Origin of the sequence: Winogradskyella sp. ECml5-4, assembly GCF_036903175.1 — a bacterium.
GTDB classification, from domain to species: Bacteria; Bacteroidota; Bacteroidia; order Flavobacteriales; family Flavobacteriaceae; genus Winogradskyella; species Winogradskyella damuponensis.
Genome location: NZ_JAYJLF010000020.1, coordinates 19,505 through 44,097, shown reverse-complemented (window position 1 = coordinate 44,097; position 24,593 = coordinate 19,505). Strand labels below are relative to the sequence as shown.

Below are 24,593 nucleotides of genomic sequence, written 5' to 3'. Positions count from 1 at the left end.
AACTACTCTTTTAACAGTTTAGCAATATCTTCTTTTAAAATACTTATTTCTTGCCCAATGCCATCTTCATCAACGCCAACTGCTTCAGGAACTAATCCATTATAAAAGATTAAAGGGTTTCCAAAATTATCTTTTCTTGATCTTATAAAGCCTTCTTTATCTATTAAAGCAAAGTTTCCTGAATGTTCAAAGCCACCTTCTACACTCTCGTCTTTTGCAGTGTATAAATTAAACCCTTCGTTGGCTAGTTTGTATATAGCAACTTCACTACCTGTTAGAAAATTCCAGTTTGGATTTGAGATATCGTATTTTTCTGCATAAGCCTTTAAAACTTCTGGTGTATCAATATCTGGTGTGATTGTAAAAGAGGCCACACCGAAATCTTTAAAGTCTTTAAATTCATTTTGAACTTCTACTAAATTTCTGTTCATTATAGGGCAAATGGTTGGACATGTGGTAAAAAAGAACTCTACGACATAAACTTTTCCTAAATAATCTTCATTGGTAATGATTTTACCATCTTGATTTATAAAACTAAATGCTGGCACTTTTTTGGGTTGCCCATTAATTTCTAAATAGCTTAAATCACTTTTATTTTGCTTTGTGTTTTTTTCTTCTGTAGTAGCGTTTGAAACATTTTTACTCCGACTTTCGTCTCTGGTAATATCACCTTCGCTAATACGGTCTATTATTTTTGGAACAAAGATAATTCCAAAAACTAAAATAATAAATGCAATACCTATGTATGAATAATTAGTTTTTTTACTCATTGTCTTTTTTTATTTCTTTACTTCTTCTTGTATTAGAATCATCAAATTTACCTTCGCGTTTTTGACGGTATTCTGTAAATAGAACTCTAACATCGTCACTCATCATATTCTTAATTTCGGAAACCTCAATGGTATTATAAGAATAAACACTAAATGCTGGTTTCTTATCTTCTATTTCCCTTTCTGTCCTCCCATCAATTCTACCACGCTGATTTAAGTCTTTATCTATGATAAACACATTGTTTGTTGATAAATCTTCAGATAATCTTTCTTTTGATTTCAAGGTATTAAAGAGCATTTTTATTTCGCCTTCAGTGCCAAATGCGTAATGCCAAAACTTTAAATCTTCGTAAGTATTAATTTCTTTTTTTAATGCTTTTACATCCTCTTCTGTACCTTCTGGAACAACAATTACAATTTGGAAGTTCTTAAAGCCTTTAAATTTATCATACACTAATTCTTTTAGGTTTGATGCCGAAATCATTTTATCTAAAGGGCTTTTACCTAAAAAACCTAGAACAGTAATATGATTTTTTAATACAATAGAATCTGCTCTATCTGTGTAGAACCCTTTAGTATCAGAAACCTTTTCGTTTACAACATTTAAAGGCTCGTAATTGTGTTTAGCGGGGTAGAGCATCAATAAAAATGCAACTGGTAAAAAGAATAATATACCAAGAACTATATTGCGTTTTACTTTGTCTGCTTTCATTTTTTGAAGAATAAAATCCTAGTTCTTAAGTGCTTTTATCAACTGCAGAATTAACCTTAGTTTAGCATAAACTATTAGATTGCAAAAATAAAAAAGGTGGTTTAGAAAAACCACCTTTTAATTGTATTTAACACTTTGATTTATCTTAGTGTATAAACTTTATTTTGTTTTAAAAATCTCTCTTAATTAAACTATCTGTTCCATTGTATACTTCAAAGACATAACCTCCTTCTTGTAACAAAATAAAAATTAAATAACAGATAAGAAAAACACCTGTCCATACAACCATTTTTCTCATACTACCAGTTTCATCTCTCATGTGCATGAAATCCCAAGTAATGTAATATGCTTTTACAATGGTTAATAATATGAAGATAAGGTTTAACGGTTTCATGTAAACGATTGGTGAAAACAGTATATTACCTAATGTAGCAAAGAATCCACCTTCAAAAGGGCTCATCCAAGTATGCATCAAAACATCTGGTTTATAAATCCCTAATACAACTTCTATTAAGGTTACAAAAGTTAAGAATCCTAAAACTCCCCAAATTTTTTGTGTGTTAGATTTAAACTTCCAACGTCCTCTAAATATTTCTAATTTATGCTCGTGTGCCATAATTTAATCTTAATTTCTTTTTATACTAAATAGAAGAATGTGAATACAAATACCCATACTAAATCTACGAAGTGCCAATATAATCCAACTTTTTCAACCATCTCATAACTTCCTCGACGCTCATACGTTCCTAAAACAACGTTGAAGAAAATAATAATGTTGATTATCACTCCTGATAGTACGTGGAAACCGTGAAAACCAGTTATGAAGAAAAAGAAATCAGCAAATAACGTTGTACCATATTCATTGACTTGTAAGTTAGCTCCTTTTACAACAAGCTTACCATTCTCTTTTATTTGTTTCAATGATTCTGCTCTAGACAATACTGTTTTATGACCATTCTCATCAAGTAGTTGATTTCTAACTAAAACATTTTCGTTAGCCATTAAACCAGCATAAATTTCATTTACAGAATAAGGCGGTAATGTAGCTTCATCTACAAACCAAAGTCCGTTTTTACGCTCATGTGCAGCACGATCACTTTCTTGTGCTATGGCAATATCGTCGATTGAAACTCGTTTGAATTTCTGTTCACCATCAACTGTTACATATTCACCAAACTGTAAGATATTCCCACCTTTTGTTTGTACAGCACCATAATCTCCTTGAATAAAGGTTGCCCATTCCCAAGCTTGAGAACCAACGAATATAGCTCCACCAATAATGGTAAGAAACATATATATGGTTACTTTGGCTTTGTTCATGTGGTGACCAGCATCAACGGCTAACACCATAGTTACTGAAGACATGATAAGTATAAAGGTCATAAATGCCACATAAATCATTGGCAATTCTTGACCATGTAAAAAAGGTACGTGAGTAAACACCTCATCTGCAATAGGCCATTCGTTAATGAACTTAAATCTCGAAAAACCATACGCTGCCAAGAAACCTGAAAATGTTAATGCATCAGATACAATGAAGAACCACATCATCATTTTTCCGTAACTTGCTTTAAGTGGCTCATTGCCTCCTCCCCAAGTTTTTTCTTCTGTACCAGTAGCTACTGTAGAATCCATAGAATTTATTTAAATTTTAAGATTGGACAAAAATAATCAAATTATATATCTAAAAAAATATAAAAACAAAAAGAGCACAAGCCAAAGCATATCTACGAAATGCCAAAAATTGGCTGCGAGTTCAAAACCCAACATATTGTTGGAGTTATACTTTTGTTTAAAATGATTATAAATTACAACAATGATACATATTAAACCAGCAATGACGTGCGCTATGTGCAATACTGCAATAATATAAATGTAAGACATTGTAATATTACTTGTTGGTCCTGTAAAATTATATCCTGTTGCAATAATCTCACTAAAACCAGCAAATTGACTGTAAACAAATGCAACACCTAAGCCTAATGTTACTAATAACCAAAGTGTTACCATTTGCATATTATTTTGTTTAAGTGCTTTTTTACCTAAGATAAATGTTAAACTACTTAGTAAAATAAGAATCAAACTGATTAAAAATGCATTAGGCAACTCATAGTTAACCAACCAGTCTTCATTTAATCGTTGTTTGCTACTTACAATAAATGCACTTACTAATCCGGCAAAGGACATTATTAAAGAGCCAATACCAAACCATAGCATCATCTTTTTAGATCTTGCTCTTTTTTCTTGTTGTGTTCCTTGTGTTAAATCCATTATCTCAAAAATTTATCAGCAACATATATAATTTGCAGTAGTGTAATGTAAAACACGCTTGATAGCATGAGTTGTTTTGCTGTTTTTACAGAACGATCTTTAAACAACTTGAAGGCATATACCAACATTATTAAACCAATTAGAAATACCAAAACAGCTCCAACAACAGACAATTTTAAATCTCCTGTAAATCCAAATACAGGTATTATTGATGCAATAATTGTCCAAACGCTATACATTATAATTTGCACGGCTGTTCCCTTATCTGGTTTTCCTGTTGGCAACATATGAAAACCTCCTTTTTTATAATCTTCGTGTAAAAACCATCCTATAGCCCAAAAATGCGGGAATTGCCAAAAAAATTGAATCGCAAATAAAGTTCCTGGCTCTATTCCAAAACTATTTCTAGCAGCAACCCAACCTAACATAAAAGGAATAGCGCCTGGCAAAGCACCAACAAAAACAGCTAAAGACGTTTTTGTTTTTAAAGGCGTATATACACTTGTATATAAAAATATAGAAATAGCACCATACATTGCCGTTTTTGGGTTAATAATGTACAATGTAACTATACCTAAAATAGTAAAAGCTGTTGCTATTATAAATGCGGTATTTACGGTCATTCGACCAGCAGGAATAGGCCTGTTTTTGGTTCTATCCATAAGCGCATCTAAATCGCGCTCAATAATTTGATTATATGCATTAGAAGCACCAACCATAAAATAACCACCAAAAGCCAATAAAAGAAGTGTTGTAAAATTTATAGTTTCGGCACCCAAAAAATAACCCGCAATAGATGAAAAGACGACACTTAAGGACAAACCCATTTTGGTTATTTCCTTAAAATCTGTTACAACAGAAGCTGTTGCTATCGAAGATTTTGTACTGCTCAAACTCTATTTTTTTTGTTCTTTTAAAAGCGACTGCAAAGATAGTCTGAAAATTGATTCTAACCAACGCAAAAACCTAGTTTTATCTAGCTAATCTTCAAGCCTATGCTTTATGAAGAAGCTTAGCTTGTTCTAGTTTTAAAAAAAATTGTCACTAAAAATCATTATACCAATTAAACAAGTCTGTTCTAAAACCTAGACTAAACCAAACCGAACCAGAACGTACCGTAGAAGCATTGACTGCATCTGGATTAAAATCTCTATAGATAATATTAGCAAACATCTTAAGATTTGTTTCCGGATTTAACAAATAACCAGCCTGCAACTCTGCCATAAAACTATTGGTTTTGTTGCCTTGTCCAATTTCTATTCCTGTATTGGCATTACGATCATTATAATCTCTATAAATATCACCTCCATAAGACACACTATCATCTGTAGTATTATAATCTAACCCTCGCTGCCCTATTATCATTTTAGCATCGCCAAACCATCGCTTATAGTTATAACGTCCAATTAATACAAATTCTCTAAAGTTTGCTCCCCAAAGATGCGCCATTGGCTGATTAAAATGTCCATAATTTAAAACTTGAGTATTATGAGAATAAGTATAAGGTCTCACTTGGTTATACTCTGCTTGAATTAATAGATCATCTACATTAAAAGCATTAAAATATTTAGCACCTACCTGAAATCCGAATTTATTTTTCCAACTTTTTTCACCAGCTTTTACATCTGCTAAAGAGAATTCATCTAAGACAAACTGCCCATATAAATTTACTTTATTGTTCCATTTATATTTTGAACTTAGTCCTAAAATTGCATTTCCAGCACCTTGACCAGTTTGAAACTCTATGGCTCTAAAAAAGATAATTGGGTTTAAATAATTAACATCAAAACCTCTACCATTGGTATCTGCCCACATTACAGATTCAAACAGTCCAAGATTTAATCGTTCTGATACATTCCAACTCAAATAATGATTTGCCATGTATTTGGTTAGAAAAGCATCATCAACCACAACTTCATCTCTAACATCCTTTAACCACATCCATGTACTCGTATATTTTAATTTCCAAAAAGTCGCATTCAATTTTAAAAATGGATAAGGACTAGCAACATCACTTTGCAACAACGATCTGTAACCATCTCCTATAAAGTTTTTACCATGACCAAATTGAATATTCAGAAAATCAGCAGGAGTATAGGATAAATAAGCTTCTGCTACAGGGTAATCATAAGAATTATCTTTAAAACGCTTGGCTATTCCACGTCCAGGAATAATAGCAGGATCTGGCCCATAAGCTTTCAAACTTTCAGCATATCTATTGTAATAATCTGCAAAACGACCTTGACTTTCATAAACTGAAGCCGTAAGATTAAAACGTTTACCTAAACCTGCTTGTATATAAATTCCTCGTGTATTATTATATGTAGAACTAAAATCGGCCTCACTATCTTTTCCCACTTGTAAATCTAAAATAGGATCAACCGTAAACCAATAATCCTCTCCTTGGACCTCTACTAAATGTTCATTAAACAGTTTTCTTCCTAACCACGAATCGGTATCTTTTGCTAAACTTTCCTTTTTAGCTTTAATATCGTAGTACCTAGCAACATCACTATACACAAATGGTTTTGCTGCCGTATGACTATTGGTACCAATAGCATTCATTTCTGCATCAAAACGCGCATAATAAGAGTGCGTAAAAGGTACATTTAACTCACTGCTGTATTCTAATTTTTCATAAGGTTTTAATCCTTCTACAAGCACATCAAACTCATCAGACAATGTTGCATTAAGGCTATCTTTTTTTGTGAGTTGGTTTATTTCTTCTGGAGAATCAATTTTTCTAACTGGCTTTGTTAATGGTATTGCTATAGATATGCTATACTGTACAAATGTTGGATTGCCATTATAGGTTGCAGGTTTTATCTTTGGAAGAGAATCGAATACACGTTGACTTTCAGCTTTTAACTCTTCATAAATAGCATCAGAATAAATAACTTTAAATTCACCTTCACGGCTAACTTCAAACAAAATTTGAACCTCTCCTTTATAAGATTCATCTAAAACAATTTGTGGTGTTTTAAAATTCTCATAGATAAACGTATTTAGCGTAAAATTGAAGCATGATTTTAATTGATTTACATCTTCGGAATTACATTCACTAAAAACAGGAGGTTTTTCGTAAGTTACTATGGATTGAGCATAACCAAAAGTGGTCGTTAAAAGAACAGCAAATAGCACAATGCGCTTCATAAAGGACTAATTTTTAATGTGCGAAAGATACTTAATTTTTTTAGTAACCTAGAAACCAAATGCCGTATAAAAAAACCGTTATTCTAAGAATAACGGCTATAACATATTACTAACAACTTGTTTTACTAATTTCTAGCATCAAAAACTATAGGCAATGTATAGATAACACCTACAGGAACTTGGCGTTGTAAACCAGGTTGCATTTTTGGAATTTTATTGATTACACGTTTTGCTTCACTTTCTAAAGCGTGATGTGGCCCTCTTATTTTAACATCGGTAACGTTACCATTTTTATCTATGGTAAATTGTGTTGTAATTTTTTGTCTTCCAGAAATACCATAATCAGATCCAATATCTGTATTGAATTTGCTACCGACTAACTTTGATATTTTATCCGACATACATTTTTTTCGCTCACTATTTGTTTTCTTTCTTTCGCACCCTGGATACACTGGTACTTTTTCAATTAAAGCAAATGGAACAAAAACCTCATCTACAGGGTCATCATCACTAGTATGAATATCTTCAATATTTACTATTGGTTGATCTGTTACCTTTGGTTCTTCTGGTGTTTTAATAATAGTTTCTACAACTGGAGTGTCATCTTCTACTTCCTTGTACACATCAGTTAAATCTTCGGTTGGTGCAGGTTCAGGAGCTTTGGGCTCTACAACCTCTACAATAAAAGGCTCTACATAATCTATAGAAATAGGCTCTGCTTTGGCCGTATCTTCTACAAGATTAAATTTCTTTTCTTGAAACTGCATTTCAAAAAGTGCATAGGTTCCTAGCAAACAAAGTATCAGCCCTATTTGGAAATAAAGGGTTGAATTTTTTTGTAAATTTGCCTCATGCTTTTGTGACTTCTTTGCTTCAGTAGTGCTCTGACCAGCAGTACCGAAGTCTTTTTTAGAATTTTTCATAATATCTATGATTTAAATGTTAATATTATGTAAAAGTCACAATAAGCATACCAAAACGAAAATCCCGTCCAATTAATTTTGAACGGGATTTTTATATTTGATAGTATTTTATCTACTACTTAGTCTTGTACTTGGAATACAATTGGTATAGAGAATGGCATTACCACTGGCTTACCTCTTTGTTTCCCTGGTTGCATTTTAGGCAACAAACTAATAACACGCTTTGCTTCTTTCTCTAATCCTGGATGCGGACCACGAGCACCGATACTAGTTATATTACCTGATTTATCTACTTTAAACTGCACAAAGATTCTTTTTTTACCTGGAGGTAAACCTAAATCACCAGCTAAATCTGTATTAAACTTTTTACCGATAAATTTATTGACCTTTTCATTCATACAGGCTTTTTTAGCTGCATTCCCTTTTTTCTTTTCACAGCCAGGAAAAACAGCCACATTTTCAATAACTGAGAATGGTACCTCTAAATCTTCTTCAACCTCTACAACTTCTACCTCTTCAACTTCAACAATTTCTGTTTCCATTTCTGTTTCTGTAGATTCTATAACTGTTTCCTCTACTTCTACTTCATCTTCAACAACTTCAATAATTTCTGGCGCAGCTGGTGGTGGTGGAGGTGGTGGTGGAGGTGTAACTATTTGTTCTGTAATTGGTACTTCCTCTTCTAATTCATCATCTAAATTAAGTGAGTCTGCAACAACACCAGATGGATCATACGTTTTATAATTGATTGCCATATAGGTAATACCTAGCATTAAGGCAAGACCAACAGCAAAGTATAATGAGCTATTACGACTTACATCTGATTTCGGATTCTTTTTAAGTTCCATAGTGTTTTTGTTTATTATAACGTTGCTAATTTAACTAAATAATAGTAAAAAAAACAAGGCTTTATGTTATTTTAACTTATATATATTTAATTGACTCGCAATTAACGTACCAAAAATAGCTCCTATACTATTGGCAACCATATCATAAGTCTCATAAGTTCTGTTTGGATTTAAGAGATATTGCAACAATTCTAATATAAACCCTAAAAAAGCTGCTGCTAAGACAATTATAAAAGGAATGTATTTTGCTTTAAAGGGTTTAAAATAAAATACCCATAAAAAAGCCAAACCTAAGTAGGCTAAGATATGATAAATTTTATCATCAAATGAAAACCCCAAACTAGGTACTCCATTTAAACTGATTAAACTCATAATAATTAATGTCAACGTATAAGCAATTGACACTAACAAAAGCATTTTTTTAACCACTTATAAGTGCTTTATAATCTTCTGCAGATAATAAGTTCTCTATTTGTGAAGCGTCTGAGAATTTTAATTTAATCATCCAACCGTCTCCATAAGGATCTGTATTTACGTTTTCTGGTTGATCTTCTAAACCTTCGTTAAATTCTACGATTTCGCCAGATAACGGTAAAAATAAATCTGAAACTGTTTTTACAGCTTCAACGGTACCAAAAACCTCTTCGGCATCTAAAGTTTCGTCTAAGGTATCTACTTCTACATAAACAATATCACCTAATTCGCTTTGTGCAAAGTCTGTAATACCGATAATAGCTGTATCGCCATCGATTTTAATCCATTCGTGATCTTTAGTGTACTTTAATTCTGATGGTATATTCATTTTAATGTGTATAATATTATTGAAACAAATGTAATTTTTTAATTGCTTTCATTCAACATTAATTACCAAAATTATATCTTAAGGTAAATCCAGACCTTATAGATGTTTGTGGGAATGATGTTGAAATTGCAAAATCTGAGAACGAATAATCAAAATAGAAAATAGCCGTTAAGTTTTTGCTAAAGGCGTAATCTGCGGTATATTTTAACCCCCAAATGGTTTGTCCTGCAGTAATTTGATTATTCTCTAAATCTAAATATCTAATAATAGTTTTATTATCTCTTACTGAGATATCTGCTCGCATGTTTAAATCGCTCTTAATAATTTGTTTTGGTCCTGCAAGTGCCGAACGAATTCTCAAATCCTTAAAACGATATCCTAAACCAAGTGTATATTCTTTACCTTGAATTTCGGTCATTAAGTTATTATCAAAACTTAGAGATAATGTTCTATCTGTTTTTACTTCTGCTAAGACTTTAATTGAATTTTTCATTTCAAAATCTAAACGAATTAAAGGACTAAACTGTTCTTCTAAGTTAATATTACTGAATAATATTTCATTTTTAAAATTCCCAGATTGATCAACAGCTTCAGTGTTTTCAACTTCATCTGCTCTAAAATTATAATTAGGTGAAACATAGTCTAAATTAGTTCTAAACTGGTTTATAGTATAATTAGATCTATAGCCATGCTGAACAGAGAAACGTCTAAACGTTTTCTTAAACCATGGAATTTTCATTAGGCCTGTATATTTTAATGTCCAGTTTGGAATTGGAATATCTCTAAACGCATCAGTACTCACCTTTTCTGGATTAGTACCTTGATAAGCTGATAAAAATGCTGGTAATAAGACACGCTGACTATTTTTACCAAATCCTAAAGGATAACCTTCTGCATCTAAATTTGCACTATCATTAATATTTATTCCTGCTTGTTTTGCTAGTCTGTTTGCTATAATTAGCCTATTAGCTCTAAAATCGTCAAAGGCTGCAGATTGGTTTTCGTCACTTTTACTGAACGCTGTTTTTATTATAGCTGTAGAAATGTTAAAGTTTCCAAAGGTGTTTGGTGTTAATGGTCTGTAATCTCTAATTCCATCTCCTAATTCACCGTTCTCCACATCCACAATATTTCCGGATGCATCTAAATAATCTTCAACTCTAAAGTTTTCAGTATAATTTTCAGCGTAAGTTCTATTTCCGGTTAAATCTATTTTTAAATCGCGCATAGGCTCAATATTAACCGCATAGTCTAAGCTTTTATTTTGCACCTCTGTATATTGCTGATTAAAATCTGGGAAATTTGTTAACCAACCATTTCTAGCGGCCAAACTTCTAATATCGCTTTGACTTCCAAAAGTATATCCTACAGTAGGCTTAAGTGTACCAATAAAACCAGGTGTTGGCATATAACCAGGAAGGAAAGTACCATTATTTTCTGAATAGTTAAACTGAATACGTTTTACCATGGTAACGACATCAATCATAGTATTATATGCCTTTTTCCCCACACTTAACTTGTTAGGATCTTTACCATCTTCATTGTCTGAAGCAGCGTTACTTGGTGATATAGAACGTCTGTTTGCTGCTGTACTCCTACCTCTTCCTGCACTTTTTGATTTCCCTTTTCTTACCAAACCTAACGTTTTGTATAGGGTTTCCATATTTAAGGTAGAGTTAATGTTGTGTGTGTTAGAATTCTGAATTGAATTTCCTAGGTTGTATGTATTAAAAACCCCTGGATTATCTATATCTTCTACTTGTAAACCTTCATTAAGATCTGATCCTTTTTGCCATTGAAATGCTCCATTATAAGCATAGGTGGCTTTTAAAAAGCTTAAGGCTGGAATTTTATACAACGGCAATTCATAATTAACTTGAAGCTGTTGTGTTTGAAAGTTTGGATCTCCAAAATCGAAGAAACCATCCCAAACATTAAGATCTGGATCTTGAAGTCCATTAATACGATCATCTACAAAGTAATTACGTACAATATTAGTATTAGCTGCTGTGAAATTTAAACTTAGCGCATCTGTTAAGTTATAATTGATAGCGTATTGAAAATCGAACGTATAATTTCTTCTAAATAATTCTTCAATACCTATATTATTGCCTCCTAATTCTACTTCTCTAAACTTTTGCTTGCTAAACTGTCTATTAATATCTGTATTAACTGAAAAATTAGATGGTAATAAATTAAGATTAAAATCTTTTAATATCTTCCAATGTTTACCAGTAAATAGGGAATCGTTTTTCTTAAATGGTTCTACTTTTAAAGGCTCAAAAGAATAGTTATAATTAGCTCCAGCTCTCACGGTTTGATCTAAAGCGTTTTCGATTTCAAAATCGCGATGTTGGACCTTATTATAAGAGTAATTAAACGTTAGATTTTCTACATCATAAAACCGTTTTTTCGCATCTCCTGTTTTTTGTTTTCTTACACCAATAAAGTTGATACTCTGTCGTTTTGTATAATCTTCAGATTGCTCTCTAATACGGTCTTCTTCTGATCTAGAATCTGCTGCATCTAAGCGCGACTCTAAAGTTAAATCATTATAAAATTGATCAAATTTTGGTGTTACCAATTCTTCACTTTGTGCGTAATTAAACGGAATTTGCACTCCCCATTTCTTGGGTAATAATTGACCTAGTTGTATGTTTGTCACAACATCGTATTGTTGAACGTCTTCTAAACTACGTTCACTTGGACCTTGCTCAACACCACCAAAACCAATAGTACTTCGTCTTCCTGTGGCACTAATACTTGCAAAATCCGCAATTTGAGTATCCATACTAGCTACAGCTGCCCAACCGCCTTCATTGTCCATGTCAGACATACGTAATTCGTTAAACCAAACTTCGCCACAAGCATTATCCATTGAATCGCCAAGGTTGCCATTTTTAACACCAATCATTAATACTCTAATGTCTCCAAAATTTGGATTTCCTTTAATAGCAATACGTTGTTGACTTGTATTTATCTCTACATCATCATAAGGCATCTCTTCTGGATTGTTAAATCCGTTTTCATCTAACACTCCATCAACAACATTATAAAACATAGGGTCTGGGTCACTTAAAGTCCCTTGAGAAATACCAAGAGCTTTAATTTTTTGTAAAAACTCTAAAGGAATGTTTATTTCATTCTGGCTTGGCCAGATTTCTTCAGCAGTTGGATTTGCACTTAAATTAGCAGATTTTAATAAAGGAACTTCTATTTGATAATAATTTTGTGTAAAATCATTACCCATTCTTATAAAACCAACTAATTCTCCAGAATCTAGCTGAGATCCTTCTTGTGCTCTGGCATGTAAAAACATACGTAGTTTTTTATACTGACGCATATCTACATTAATATTTTTAAATACACCACGAGAATCTGCAGGCTCTAAGTCACAAGCTTGTATTACTAAAGACTGTTCGTTTTGTCTAATTATACTGTTATTATTGTTAAGTTCTTCTTGTGTTACTCCAGGAGGAGTTTTATAACTTGGATTATCTTGCACACTAACAACTCCTACACTAAACTCAGTTGGTTCATTTTCATGATCTGCAACAGAGTCATCATCTAAAGGCAGTTGATAACGTCTCCAATCACTACGTACTAAATCTAAAGAAGCGAAACGCATAACTGTCTTTTCTGTGAAATTTGACACATATAAACGTGCAAAACGAACAGAGCGTATATCTGAAATACCACCAACACGCTTGGTTTCTTCGTTAATAGGAATTCTAAATTGATACCATTTTACATCACTTCTTACGTCTCCATTAGGTAGTGTTACTGAAAAACCTTGTTTTATATCATTAATATAAGGGTTACCTATATTTAAACTTGAAGGTGTAATATCCAATTCATACTCAAAATAACTATCAATAGTATTCATGGTATTATCTCTATTGATATCCTCTACGTCTGGCTGGGTTGTAGACCCTCTATTGGTATCTGTAAAGACATCTGGTGTATTTCCTTCTAAACCATTGTACTTTTTGTAACGTTCAAAAATGTCTCCATCAGTATTTAAATAGTATGTATAATTATCATTTGAAGGGTCGTCACCAAACTGTCCTCCAAATTCAGCTATTTCTTCTGCATCATTAAATCCATCATAACCAACATCCTGATTTGCACGTTCTGTTCCTGTAGTTCCAAACGTATAAATTAGTGATTGATTTTGTGGTACCACACCTCCAAAGGACGTTCGTGTTAACGTAGAAACATCTCCATCTTCTGGTAAACCATTTTCATATTGTTTTTTACCATCTTTTAAAACATCTTCCGAAATATTACCAAGATTTATAAATAATTTACCTCCAGAATTGGTTGGGTTGTCTAAAAAGGGATCTTGCACCCAAAATTCGATATATTCGACATTAGCTTGTTCAAAATCGGTTGATGTAATAGGTCTCATTATACCTGCCCAACTATCGGCAGGATTATCTATCACATTATCTGCTGCAGCTGGGTCGAAGTTATAAGGACCACGTTCTCTAGGATAATATGCTAAATCTAAAGTATTAATTACTGATGTTTGTCCTTGTACAATATCTTGATTGAAAATTTCGTCAATAAAAACACGACGTGTATATAAATCTGAAATGTCATCATCTGTAATGCCACCTGGACGTTGATTACTATAGAAAATAGGATCAATGGTGTACCAATTTAAAAGTGCTCTTCCGAAACCATTTTCAATTCTCTTATCATTAATTGGATCATTTTCATCTACTCCATTAACCGTAAGTGGCCTACTAGATAAAGACCAAGATAAAGGGCTTAACAAATCTATGGCTCCTTGTGTACCCTCAAAATCATCTATATAAGCGGTGGCTTCTCCATTAAAATCTGCACCATTTGAAGCTCCTGGTAATAAGTAAGCAAATTCACCTCTTAAAGACAAATTAGAAGGGACATCTGTATCTATATTTGGCAATTTATTTACCATACGTGTTAGAAATGGAACTTCTGTTGAGTAATTTCCATTAAAACCAAAAATGGTATTATTAATAGGCTCTGAATTAAAATTGGCTTTTTGTGTTATTGGTCGTTCATTAAGATTTAATAAAGTCGCACCTAAAACAAAGTTTTCGTTGAATTGGTGCTCTACATTAATTCCTGTAAAACGTTTTGTTTGTTGTCCAAAAACGGCATTATTTTCAACCGAAACATTAATTGGTGTGTTTGATGCTTTTAAAGCTTCATCTAAAATCTCTACACGTCCTAATTGATAATTCACTGTATAATCAACCCCCTCAACAAGTTGACGTCCACCTGCAGTTACTCTAACCGAACCTCTTGGCACATTAAAAGCACCAATAGGAATACCACTATCTCCACCACTGCTTTTAAAACGTCCTTTTATTTGAAATTTATTCTTTTCAGCTTCATCTAAGGCTTGCGTCTTTGTGGTCTTATAAAGTAAATCGTAAACGTATTTTTCTTGATTTGGATTGGTATAGGTTGCTGCGTCATAATCTCCTGGGTTTGAAGGATCATCTAATACATCAAATAAATAACGACCAAAAGGTTCTGTTTTTGTAAAAATAATTTTTCCGTTCTGAGATAATACAGTAATTCCTTCTACATAATCAAAGAAACCATCTCCTCGTTCTTGTGGATCATTGTTAAAGTTTAATCGGTCTAAATGAAACAATCGAATTAAAGGTGTTTCTTCAATTACAGTATCATCATCAGGAATATTGGATGTATTATTATCAAAGAGAGGAAACGTGGTCTCATCTATTGGTTTTATATAATTTAATGCTGAAGATTCTGTATAAAAAATATTAAGTTTAAAATCTTCTTGACTGAGTTGAAATGCTCCAGTATCATAAATATTTTTCATCATTAAATCCCAAATTGGCTCATTTACAGATGTAACTGCACTTTTCAACATTTTTAAGATTAAACTTTGATTATTTACAACTTGATTTCCTGAGGTATTTTCATCTACTACTGTAGCCTCTACACCATCGTTTGCAAATTCACCTACCTGATATACTTGTCCTCCAATTGTATATTGAAATGCTACTGCTAAAACTTCATCATTTTGTAAACGTTGATTTAAAGAGATATACCCTAATTCGGTATTTAAAAAATACTCTTGTCCTTCTTGTAATTTTCTTGCAGATTCTAATTTACCGTAATCAAAACCTTCATTTACGTTAACTGTATTTACACCACTTTCTACATTAGTAATATTTCTAACAGCTTCCGTTAAAAAAGAACCTGCGCCTCCTATATTTGTTGGATCAAACGCATTATTTTTATTGTTAGGTCTTGCTCCTGGATTGGTTACAAAATTCGCTGGATATGAGTCAAGCCCTATGTTTTCAATAGTAGATTCACCTAAATCTTGAAATGCAACAATATTTCTAACATTGTCGGTTTGGTTATTTCTATTGGTTACCCATACTTCTGCTCTTGTTATTTGAAGTCCTTGATTATCTATAAAAGGGTATTGTCTTAAGGCTTTATCGTAGTTTTCTCTAAAGTATTGTGCTAAGAAAAAGTGTCTGTTTTCGTCGTAATCTCTTGCAAAAAATTCAAATTCTTCAACAGTACCACCTCCTTCTGCTACTACAGATTTTGACTGTGATTGTTGCTCAGAAAACACTGCTGTAACTCTAGTTTTACCAAATTGCAATTCGGTTTTAACACCAAATAAACTTTGCGCGCCCGTAATTAAAGAACTATTTAATGGCATATTAACGTTACCAACTTCAATTTTTCTAATGATATCGTCTTCTGTTGGAGTGTATTCTAATTTTACAACTTGTTGAAAATCGAAAGTTGCTTCAGTATCATAGTTTGCTGTTACTTGAAGCCTCGTTCCTACTTTACCTAATAAACTTAAACTAATTCTCTGATCAAAATCGAATGTAAAGTTAGTTCTGTTTCTTGGCGAAAAGGATGGATTATCTTGTTTAGAAAACAGCACACCTAAATCAACTTCAACCGAACCTTGAGGTACTACATTTATTGTATTACCACCAAATATTGTTTCAAACAATCCTGAATTCACATAAAACTCTGGTAATAAATTCTTTTGATCTTCTTCTGAACCTTCTTTTTGTCCAGCTTTAGCATCAGCCATTTTCTTGTAATAGGCTTTTAATTTTTCTTGTAAAACCAGCTTTTGAAATTCATCTGGAGTTAGAATTAATGGGTAATTGATGTTAAACGCGCCTATTTTTTCAGTGTATATATAACGATCTAAAATGGGATCGTAAGTATATTTTGCAACAATACTATTTGGGTTAGGCATGTTAAGCTTACCTAAAGCGTATGTTGTTTTAGTTGAATCTTGTTCTGTTTCTGTTTCCGTTTCTTGTGCTAAAACTGAATTACCTATTAGCAACATAAAAGCTAATACGCAATAAAATTGGATGGAAAGTGGTTGCTTATGGATAGTAGTATTCAATTGCATTATAAGTTTTTAAGAGCTTCTTTAATAATTTGCTCTACAAGGGCTTCTGGTTGGGCTTGTAAAATTCTATCAACAACTTTTTCGGATTGTTTTTTATTAAATCCTAAAACGTCTAAAGCAGATAACGCTTCATCTTTGTGCGTATTGTTTGGCTTTAAAGAAAGTTCGTCTATACCATACACTTTTAACACTTTATCCTTTAAGTCTATGATAACACGTTGAGCCGTTTTTGCACCAATTCCTTTTACACTTTGAATTAATGCTACGTCTCCTCCTGCAATACCGTCTTTAACTTGGTCTGGAGTTAGTGACGACAACATTGTACGTGCTATATTAGCTCCAATTCCACTAACAGAAATTAATAGTTTAAAAATTTCACGTTCTGTTTTAGACGAAAAACCATAAAGACTGTGTGAATCTTCGCGAACTTGAAGATACGTATAAAGTCTTAAGTGTTCTTTATCTGGAATCTGAGAAAATGTATGAAGCGATATATTAATAAAATACCCTACTCCATTGCAATCTATAACAACATCTGTCGGATTTTTTTCAACAAGTTTGCCTTCTATCTGTGTAATCATTTATAACGAAAAGTTAAAAAACCAAATGTAATAAAATTATTTTCATTTAGAGGACAAGATTAGCTACTAAGAAAATGTCTATTTCTGCTGTCTTCGCTCTCGTTCTTGAGCATCTACAACTGCAATAGCGGTCATATTTACAATTTCGTCAACACTTGCTCCTAATTGTAAAATATGCACTGGTTTTCGCATTCCCATCATAATCGGACCAATAGACTCTGATTTATTAAGTTCTTTTAATAGTTTATAAGTAATATTTGCAGCATCCAAATTTGGAAAAATAAGTGTATTCACTTTACGACCTGCTAATTTTGAAAACGGAAAAATATCTTGAAGCATTTTAGCATTTAAAGCAAAATCGGTTTGTAATTCTCCATCTACCACCATTTCTGGGTAAGCTTTATGTAAATAAGCTACGGCTTCTTTTACTTTTTCTGCTCGTGGATTTTCTGAAGATCCAAAATTAGAATATGAAATCATAGCCGTTACAGGTTCTATACCAAACATTTTTGTAACTCTAGCTGTCATACGTGCAATCTTAGCCAAATCTTGTGCTGTAGGATCTATATTAATTGATGTATCACTTAAAAACATTGGACCACGTTGCGTCATCATTAGGTTTGTAGTGGCAACCCTTGTTACGCCATCTGCCATACCAATTAACTCTAGCATAGGCTTTACTACCGATGGATAATTACGTGAATACCCCGTAATTAATGCGTCTGCATCTCCTACATTAACCATCATGGCTGCAAAATAGTTACGTTCTCGCATTTTCTTTTCGGCAGAATAGATGGTTACACCTTGACGTTTGCGTTTTTTCCAATAAGCTTTTGCATAGTGGTTTTTGCGTTCTAACTCTTCATCTGACTTTGGGTCGATTATAGGTACATCGGCATCAAATTCAATTTCCTCCATCAATGTGATGATAGTCTCTTTACGTCCTAATAAAATTGGATGAGCAATCCCTTCTTCATAAGCTATTTGAGCTGCTTTTAAAACATCAAGCTGGTCAGCTTCTGCAAAAACTACACGTTTTGGATTTGTTTTGGCTCTTCCTAATAGCAGACGTACCAATTTATTATCTGAACCTAGACGTTCTAATAATGAATTTTTATAGCGATCCCAATCTTCAATTGGTTCTTTAGCGACTCCACTCTCCATTGCTGCTTTAGCAACGGCTGGTGGAACTACTGCTATTAGTCTTGGATCAAAAGGTTTTGGAATGATATACTCTTTACCAAAAGTTAATTTTGTTTCTGCATAAGCTATATTCACCTGTTCAGGAACAGATTCTTTGGCTAAATCTGATAAAGCTTTAACGGCTGCCATTTTCATAGCTTCGTTAATCTTTGTTGCTCTCACATCTAGAGCTCCTCTAAAAATAAAAGGGAATCCTAGAACATTATTAACTTGGTTAGGATGATCACTACGACCTGTTGCCATAATAATATCATCTCTAGTATCTATTGCGAGTTGGTATTTTATTTCTGGATTAGGATTAGCCATAGCAAACACAATTGGGTTTGCTGCCATAGATTTTAACATCTCTGGCGTTACAATATCTGGCTGAGATAGACCGACAAACACATCTGCATTTTGCATAGCTTCATCTAAAGTATCTATTCTACGGTGAGTTGCAAACTCAGCTTTTTCTGGTGTTAAATTAGTTCTATCGTCTCTAATAACACCTTTGCTATCTAGCATTACAATATTTTCGCGCTTAGCACCAAAGGCTTGGTACAATCTTGTACAAGAAATAGCAGCTGCTCCTGCTCCACTAACTACAATTTTGACTTCTTCAATATTTTTATTTGCAATCTCTATGGCATTAATTAATGCTGCTGCAGAAATAATTGCTGTTCCATGCTGATCGTCGTGCATTACAGGAATATCTAATTCTTCTTTTAAACGACGTTCAATTTCAAAAGCTTCTGGTGCTTTTATATCTTCAAGGTTAATACCTCCAAATGTTGGTGCAATATTCTTTACAGTAGCTATAAATTCTTCTACGTTTTCTGTATTAACTTCAATATCAAAAACATCAATATCTGCAAATATTTTAAACAACAATCCTTTACCTTCCATTACAGGCTTAGACGCTTCAGGTCCTATATTTCCAAGACCTAAAACCGCTGTTCCGTTAGAGATAACGGCAACCAAATTGCCTTTAGCGGTGTATTTATATACATTATCTACGTCTTTAGCAATTTCTAAACACGGTTCTGCCACACCAGGAGAATAGGCCAACGACAAATCGCGCTGAGAGGCATATTTTTTAGTTGGAACTACTTTTATCTTTCCAGGAGTTGGTTTTGCGTGATATAATAGGGCTTCTATACGTTTACTTTGTTTGCTCATAATTTGAATGAAATAAGACGCAAAGATAATGATTTTGAATCTTTGTTATAAATAACAAGTGATCTAAAAAATATTCCGATATTTAGTAACTTCTAACAGATGTAACATGATGAGGTACTTGTTTCTACTTACTTTTCTTTTGATAAATTTTGAAGCTTTTACTCAAACTAATATAAAATTCATACTTATTGATGACACAACAGAACAGGTTATACCTTTTGCAAATGTGCTTTTTAGCGAATTAGAAAATAAAGGCACGTCTACAGATATTGATGGAGTTTTTTATGTATCTAATACCATCAAAACAATAACGATAAGCTATGTTGGTTATGAAACAAAGGAAATAAAACTAGACGATATTAATTCTCAAATCATAAGACTTAAATCAAAATTTAGCGAATTAGATGAAGTTATTATCGATGGAGAAAACCCAGCGCATCGTATTATTAGAAATGTAGTTGCTAATAAAGCTATTAATAATCCGGAAAATTTAGAATCTTACACTTACAAGTCTTACGATAAAATTATTGTTGATGTAGATGATAGTAAACCAATGAATGATTCCTTAAAGGAGACTCAAACATTTTTAAAGGACTCTTACTTTTTTATAACAGAAACCATCGCTAAACACAAATATTTAAAACCACGATTTAGTGAAGATAGCATTATTGCGATAAGAACATCTGGTTTAAAAGATCCTAATTTTGCCGTTCTGGCAAATGCATTTCAGCCTTTTTCATTTTATAATGAACATATTGAACTTTTTGAAACGCCTTACCTTAATCCGATTTCTAAAGGGAGTACAAAAAAATATAAATTCAGGTTAAAAGAAGAGTACCTAAAAGGTAAGGATACAGTTTTTGTTATTTCTTTTGAACCAAAGACAAATAGAAATTTTGAAGGCTTAAAGGGGTTACTTTACATCAACTCTAACAGATATGCAGTTGAAAGCGTCGATGCTTCTACATTTAACTCTGGAAAAATTGATTTTACTATTCAACAGAAATATAAATTTATAAATAATCAATATTGGTTTCCTGAACAGTTGAATTTTGTCATTATTTTGGGACAAGGTTTTGGTAGTTTTAAATATGTTGGCAAAAGTTACCTTTCTGAAATTACACCAAATGCGACATTAGAAAAGAAAGATTTTCCGTTTGTATCGCTCACATTGCCTAAAAATGTAGGTGGAAGAGATTCAAAATACTGGGATGATTACAGAAAAGATGCTTTAGACAAACGCGAACTGCGAACCTATGCACTGATTGATAGTATTGGAGACAAAATAAAGCTTGATAAATATTTATCAATTCCTCAAAAGTTATTTGAAGGAAAATATCCTTTAAAATATGTTGATATAGACTTGCTAAACATCATAAGGTTTAATAAATATGAAGGCACAAGATTAGGTGCTGGTTTTTACACTAATGACGACATTCTTAAAAATGTTTCCTTAGGTGCATTTGCTGGTTATGGATTTAAAGATGATACATGGAAATATGGAGGAGAATTAGAGATTGATGTGCCTGGAAAAAAAGATATTTCTTTTAATCTAAAATATGAAAATAGCATTAGAGAGGTTGGTACCTATTCTGGAAACAGAGTTAACAATCCATTTGTATCACGTAATATTATTGCGAGCCAAATGGATGCCATTGAATCTTACAGTATTAGAACAGACATGAAGTTATTGAGAAACATCAACTGGTTTTTGGGTTTTAATACTGCTAAAATAAATCCGTTGTACAACTACCAATTTATTCAAAATAATAATTCGGTAACTGGTTATAATAATTCTGAAGTTACCATTGGTGTTGGTTACCATGTAAATGAAAAACTAATTAATTCCTTTGGTACTACAACTAGACTTGCTAATGACGCTCCGGTTTTAAAACTTATTTATTCTAGAGGATTAGAAGGTGCTTTTGAATCTAATTTTAGTTACAACAAGCTGCGTTTTACGTTAGACCATAGTTTTATGACTAAAGGTATTGGCCGAACAACTTATCGACTCGATTTAGGCTATATAGATACTGCATTACCTTATGGATTACTATTTACCGGAGAAGGGACTTTAGACCGACAAATACCCTTTGTGGTTAAAAATTATTTTCAAACAGTAACACCTTATGAGTTTTTATCCGATAGGTATGCACACTTATTTATTACTCATAATTTTGGAAGACTATTTAATAATAAAGGTTATTTTCAACCTGATATTTTACTTTATAATAATGTGGGAATTGGTGATTTAGACCATAATGAATATCACCAAAATATTGAATTTAAAACTAAAAACCACTTATTTTTAGAAACAGGTTTAGAACTTCATAATTTAATAAAGGTACCATTTCAGAATTTAGGTTATTTAGGAATGGGCTTTGGTGCTTTCTATCGCTATGGTTATCACAATCTTGAGAAGTCTAGTGATAATTTTGCTCTAAAATATTCCGTTGGATTTACTTTTAAGTAAAAAAATTAATCCTTCAAAAAACTAATATTCCGTTCCAAACCAGCAAATTTAGTCCGCTTTACAGCCGATTTCTGAAACACTTTTTTAAACGTATCTTCCGTAATTTCTTCCCAATCCTTTTTGGTCATATCTAATAATTCTGGATGTGGATTAAATAAAGGCTCGTTATGCGGTTTAGAAAAACGATTCCAAGGGCAAACGTCTTGGCAGATATCGCAACCAAACATCCAGTCGTCAAATTTGCCTTTAAATTCTGTTGGAATGTTTTCTTTGAGTTCAATAGTAAAATACGAGATACACTTACTACCATCTACCACATAAGGTTCTGTAATGGCTTCGGTTGGGCAGGCGTCAATACATTTGGTACATGTACCGCAATGGTCTGTTGTGGCGTAATCGTATTCTAACTCTAAATCGATAATTAATTCGGCTATAAAATAAAACGAACCGACTTGTTGGGTTAATAGATTAGAGTGCTTTCCTATCCACCCCAAACCCGATTTTGCTGCCCAAGCTTTATCTAGCACTGGTGCAGAATCTACAAAAGCGCGTCCACCAACCTCACCTATTTCATCTTGAATAAAATACAATAATGATTTTAGCTTATGTTTTATGACGTGATGGTAGTCGTTACCATAAGCATATTTAGACAATTTATATGAATCATCTGTTTGAGTTTCTGATGGGTAATAATTCAACAATAAAGATACCACACTTTTTGAACCTTCAACAAGCAATGTTGGATCTAAACGTTTATCGAAATGGTTTTCCATGTAACGCATTTCACCATTCATGTTCTTATTTAGCCAAGTTTCTAATCGTGGTGCTTCTGCTTCTAGAAATTCAGCCTTACTAATACCACAAGACAAAAAACCAAGGCGTTTTGCTTCAGCTTTAATGATTGTACTGTATTTGGAAGCATTGTTTATCACTAGTGTCGTTTTTCAAACGTTAAAAGTGCATTCTTTGGTTTTAAAGTAATCAAAGGAGTAATATCTATGGTGTTAAACTCAGGATGCATTTTATAGTTTGAAACTAACTCTGAAACGGCAATGATCATTTCGAACATCGCAAAATTATTACCAATGCATTTTCGTGGGCCAGCTCCAAAAGGAAAATATTGTGATGAGAATTTACGACCACCTTCATTAAAACGTTCTGGTAAAAATTCATTAGGTTGGTCCCATAGTTTAGGGTGACGATGTATTTCGTATACCGAAAATAATAAGTTAGATCCGGCTTCAAAATCCATCCCATTAAAAGTATCTGGTGCCTTATTTACACGATCTATAAAATACGCTGGAGGATACAATCGCATAGCTTCTTCTAAAACCTGCTGGCAAACTTTAGACTTTGTTACCAAATCCATTAAGTCATCGCTTTCACTTTTTAATGCCAGACGTTCTTCATAAATTTTATCTTGCCATTCTGGATGCAATGCTAATAATTGCATCGTAAATGTAAGTGCATTTGATGTGGTTTCGTGTCCTGCTGTAAATAGAATCAAGATTTCATCAATGAGCTGTTCTTCTTCCATAGCATTGCCATCGTCGTACCTAGCCTCTAAAAGCATATCTAACAAATCATCTGCTTTTATGTTTGAAGCCCTTCGTTCGTTAACAATGCGTTTTAATATTTGACGTGCTTCGTTGGTGAGTTCGATATGTTTTTCAATTTCACCACTCAAATTAAACCACCAACCCAAATATGGTTGACGTAATTCTTTTACCAACATTTTTTGAGCCTGTTCTGTAATATATTGAAGACGATTAATATCTTCTTGATTTGCGGCACTGCTAAACAAGGATTTCACCACCGTTTGAAATGCCAAATCGTTTAAAATAGGAAAGATATCTATCACTTCATTCGATGTGATTTTTCCGTATTCTAAAAGAATTGCATTTTTAATACTTTCTAAAAGATTTGCTAACTGCTTTTTATGAAAAGCGGGTTGAATGAGCTTACGCTGTTTTTTCCAATGTTCTCCTTCTGAGGTAAGCAAGCCTTTACCAACATACTTCACTAAATCTTCCGTTTGTATCTTAGACTTGGTATAGTTCTTCTGATTCTTTTGAAGAACATATTCGGCAAATGCAGCATCACGAATAAAAACAACGCTGTTTTTAAATCCAATTTTTAACTTGAAAACATCTCCTTGCTCCTCAAAATTTTTATGATGAAATGGCAGTGGATTTTTTAAAATTTCTAATGAATGTTTAATAAATCGACTTAAAGGAACCGTGGGTATATTTTGTTTTAGACTCATATGC

17 protein-coding genes are annotated in these 24,593 nt (G+C 32.9%); 1 reads left to right on the top strand and 16 read right to left on the bottom strand.

The genetic code is table 11. The features are described from left to right. Positions 1-2: 2 nt before the first annotated feature. From VDP25_RS16435 to VDP25_RS16370, 14 genes are all read right to left on the bottom strand, one after another. Positions 3-770, bottom strand: a complete 768-nt coding sequence (locus VDP25_RS16435) for an SCO family protein (protein ID WP_334471590.1) — start codon at positions 768-770, stop codon at positions 3-5. After that, a complete protein-coding gene (locus VDP25_RS16430; protein WP_334471589.1) occupies positions 763-1,482 on the bottom strand; it encodes a hypothetical protein in 720 nt (239 codons plus the stop codon). Before VDP25_RS16430 ends, VDP25_RS16435 begins: the two co-directional genes overlap by 8 nt. 169 nt (positions 1,483-1,651) lie before the next feature. Beyond that, on the bottom strand, positions 1,652-2,098 hold the full coding sequence (locus VDP25_RS16425) for a cytochrome C oxidase subunit IV family protein (protein WP_215927840.1): 447 nt from the start codon (positions 2,096-2,098) through the stop codon (positions 1,652-1,654). Between the two features lie 20 nt (positions 2,099-2,118). Continuing rightward, positions 2,119-3,117 (bottom strand): cytochrome c oxidase subunit 3, encoded by a 999-nt coding sequence (locus tag VDP25_RS16420; protein ID WP_334471587.1) that lies wholly within the window; start codon positions 3,115-3,117, stop codon positions 2,119-2,121. Between the two features lie 36 nt (positions 3,118-3,153). Then, positions 3,154-3,753 (bottom strand): cytochrome c oxidase subunit 3, encoded by a 600-nt coding sequence (locus VDP25_RS16415; RefSeq protein WP_334471585.1) that lies wholly within the window; start codon positions 3,751-3,753, stop codon positions 3,154-3,156. Continuing rightward, a complete protein-coding gene (gene cyoE / locus VDP25_RS16410; protein ID WP_215927843.1) occupies positions 3,753-4,646 on the bottom strand; it encodes a heme o synthase in 894 nt (297 codons plus the stop codon). The genes VDP25_RS16415 and cyoE overlap by 1 nt, the downstream gene beginning before the upstream one ends. Before the next feature lie 151 nt (positions 4,647-4,797). Continuing rightward, entirely contained in the window at positions 4,798-6,906 is a 2,109-nt protein-coding gene (locus tag VDP25_RS16405) for a gliding motility protein RemB (protein ID WP_334471583.1), read from the bottom strand. A 125-nt stretch (positions 6,907-7,031) separates the two neighbouring features. After that, positions 7,032-7,829 (bottom strand): energy transducer TonB, encoded by a 798-nt coding sequence (locus tag VDP25_RS16400; RefSeq protein WP_334471581.1) that lies wholly within the window; start codon positions 7,827-7,829, stop codon positions 7,032-7,034. Positions 7,830-7,948: 119 nt separating this feature from the next. Beyond that, the gene (locus VDP25_RS16395; protein ID WP_334471579.1) at positions 7,949-8,677 is read right to left on the bottom strand and encodes an energy transducer TonB; all 729 of its coding nucleotides are present in this window, start codon (positions 8,675-8,677) and stop codon (positions 7,949-7,951) included. A 66-nt stretch (positions 8,678-8,743) separates the two neighbouring features. Further along, positions 8,744-9,049 carry a VanZ family protein gene (locus VDP25_RS16390; RefSeq protein WP_215927847.1) on the bottom strand — a complete coding sequence of 102 codons (306 nt, stop codon included), beginning with the start codon at positions 9,047-9,049 and terminating at the stop codon, positions 8,744-8,746. A gap of 49 nt (positions 9,050-9,098) precedes the next feature. Then, a complete protein-coding gene (gcvH, locus tag VDP25_RS16385) occupies positions 9,099-9,479 on the bottom strand; it encodes a glycine cleavage system protein GcvH (RefSeq protein ID WP_334471576.1) in 381 nt (126 codons plus the stop codon). A gap of 58 nt (positions 9,480-9,537) precedes the next feature. Then, positions 9,538-16,908 (bottom strand): T9SS outer membrane translocon Sov/SprA, encoded by a 7,371-nt coding sequence (gene sov / locus VDP25_RS16380; protein WP_334471574.1) that lies wholly within the window; start codon positions 16,906-16,908, stop codon positions 9,538-9,540. Next, positions 16,908-17,489: a Holliday junction branch migration protein RuvA gene (gene ruvA / locus VDP25_RS16375; RefSeq protein WP_334471572.1), complete on the bottom strand. Its 582-nt coding sequence runs from the start codon at positions 17,487-17,489 to the stop codon at positions 16,908-16,910. Before ruvA ends, sov begins: the two co-directional genes overlap by 1 nt. Before the next feature lie 78 nt (positions 17,490-17,567). Then, positions 17,568-19,850 (bottom strand): NADP-dependent malic enzyme, encoded by a 2,283-nt coding sequence (locus VDP25_RS16370; RefSeq protein WP_334471570.1) that lies wholly within the window; start codon positions 19,848-19,850, stop codon positions 17,568-17,570. A 139-nt stretch (positions 19,851-19,989) separates the two neighbouring features. Between VDP25_RS16370 and VDP25_RS16365 the strand changes: the two genes are divergently transcribed. Next, positions 19,990-22,323 carry a DUF5686 family protein gene (locus tag VDP25_RS16365; protein ID WP_334471568.1) on the top strand — a complete coding sequence of 778 codons (2,334 nt, stop codon included), beginning with the start codon at positions 19,990-19,992 and terminating at the stop codon, positions 22,321-22,323. 5 nt (positions 22,324-22,328) lie between these two features. Here VDP25_RS16365 and queG read toward each other — a convergent pair whose 3' ends face one another. Both queG and VDP25_RS16355 read right to left on the bottom strand, forming a co-directional pair. Next, a complete protein-coding gene (gene queG / locus VDP25_RS16360) occupies positions 22,329-23,255 on the bottom strand; it encodes a tRNA epoxyqueuosine(34) reductase QueG (RefSeq protein WP_334471567.1) in 927 nt (308 codons plus the stop codon). After that, positions 23,255-24,589, bottom strand: coding sequence for a cytochrome P450 (locus VDP25_RS16355; RefSeq protein WP_334471566.1), 1,335 nt, complete (start codon positions 24,587-24,589; stop codon positions 23,255-23,257). The genes queG and VDP25_RS16355 overlap by 1 nt, the downstream gene beginning before the upstream one ends. Positions 24,590-24,593 lie beyond the last annotated feature (4 nt).

Bases quoted from the DNA above. Each gene is read 5' to 3' on its own strand.
- VDP25_RS16435 (WP_334471590.1), bottom strand. From the start codon at position 770: ATGAGTAAAAAAACTAATTATTCATACATAGGTATTGCATTTATTATT.
- VDP25_RS16430 (WP_334471589.1), bottom strand. From the start codon at position 1,482: ATGAAAGCAGACAAAGTAAAACGCAATATAGTTCTTGGTATATTATTC.
- VDP25_RS16425 (WP_215927840.1), bottom strand. From the start codon at position 2,098: ATGGCACACGAGCATAAATTAGAAATATTTAGAGGACGTTGGAAGTTT.
- VDP25_RS16420 (WP_334471587.1), bottom strand. From the start codon at position 3,117: ATGGATTCTACAGTAGCTACTGGTACAGAAGAAAAAACTTGGGGAGGA.
- VDP25_RS16415 (WP_334471585.1), bottom strand. From the start codon at position 3,753: ATGGATTTAACACAAGGAACACAACAAGAAAAAAGAGCAAGATCTAAA.
- VDP25_RS16405 (WP_334471583.1), bottom strand. From the start codon at position 6,906: ATGAAGCGCATTGTGCTATTTGCTGTTCTTTTAACGACCACTTTTGGT.
- VDP25_RS16400 (WP_334471581.1), bottom strand. From the start codon at position 7,829: ATGAAAAATTCTAAAAAAGACTTCGGTACTGCTGGTCAGAGCACTACT.
- VDP25_RS16395 (WP_334471579.1), bottom strand. From the start codon at position 8,677: ATGGAACTTAAAAAGAATCCGAAATCAGATGTAAGTCGTAATAGCTCA.
- VDP25_RS16390 (WP_215927847.1), bottom strand. From the start codon at position 9,049: ATGAGTTTAATCAGTTTAAATGGAGTACCTAGTTTGGGGTTTTCATTT.
- gcvH (WP_334471576.1), bottom strand. From the start codon at position 9,479: ATGAATATACCATCAGAATTAAAGTACACTAAAGATCACGAATGGATT.
- sov (WP_334471574.1), bottom strand. From the start codon at position 16,908: ATGCAATTGAATACTACTATCCATAAGCAACCACTTTCCATCCAATTT.
- ruvA (WP_334471572.1), bottom strand. From the start codon at position 17,489: ATGATTACACAGATAGAAGGCAAACTTGTTGAAAAAAATCCGACAGAT.
- VDP25_RS16370 (WP_334471570.1), bottom strand. From the start codon at position 19,850: ATGAGCAAACAAAGTAAACGTATAGAAGCCCTATTATATCACGCAAAA.
- VDP25_RS16355 (WP_334471566.1), bottom strand. From the start codon at position 24,589: ATGAGTCTAAAACAAAATATACCCACGGTTCCTTTAAGTCGATTTATT.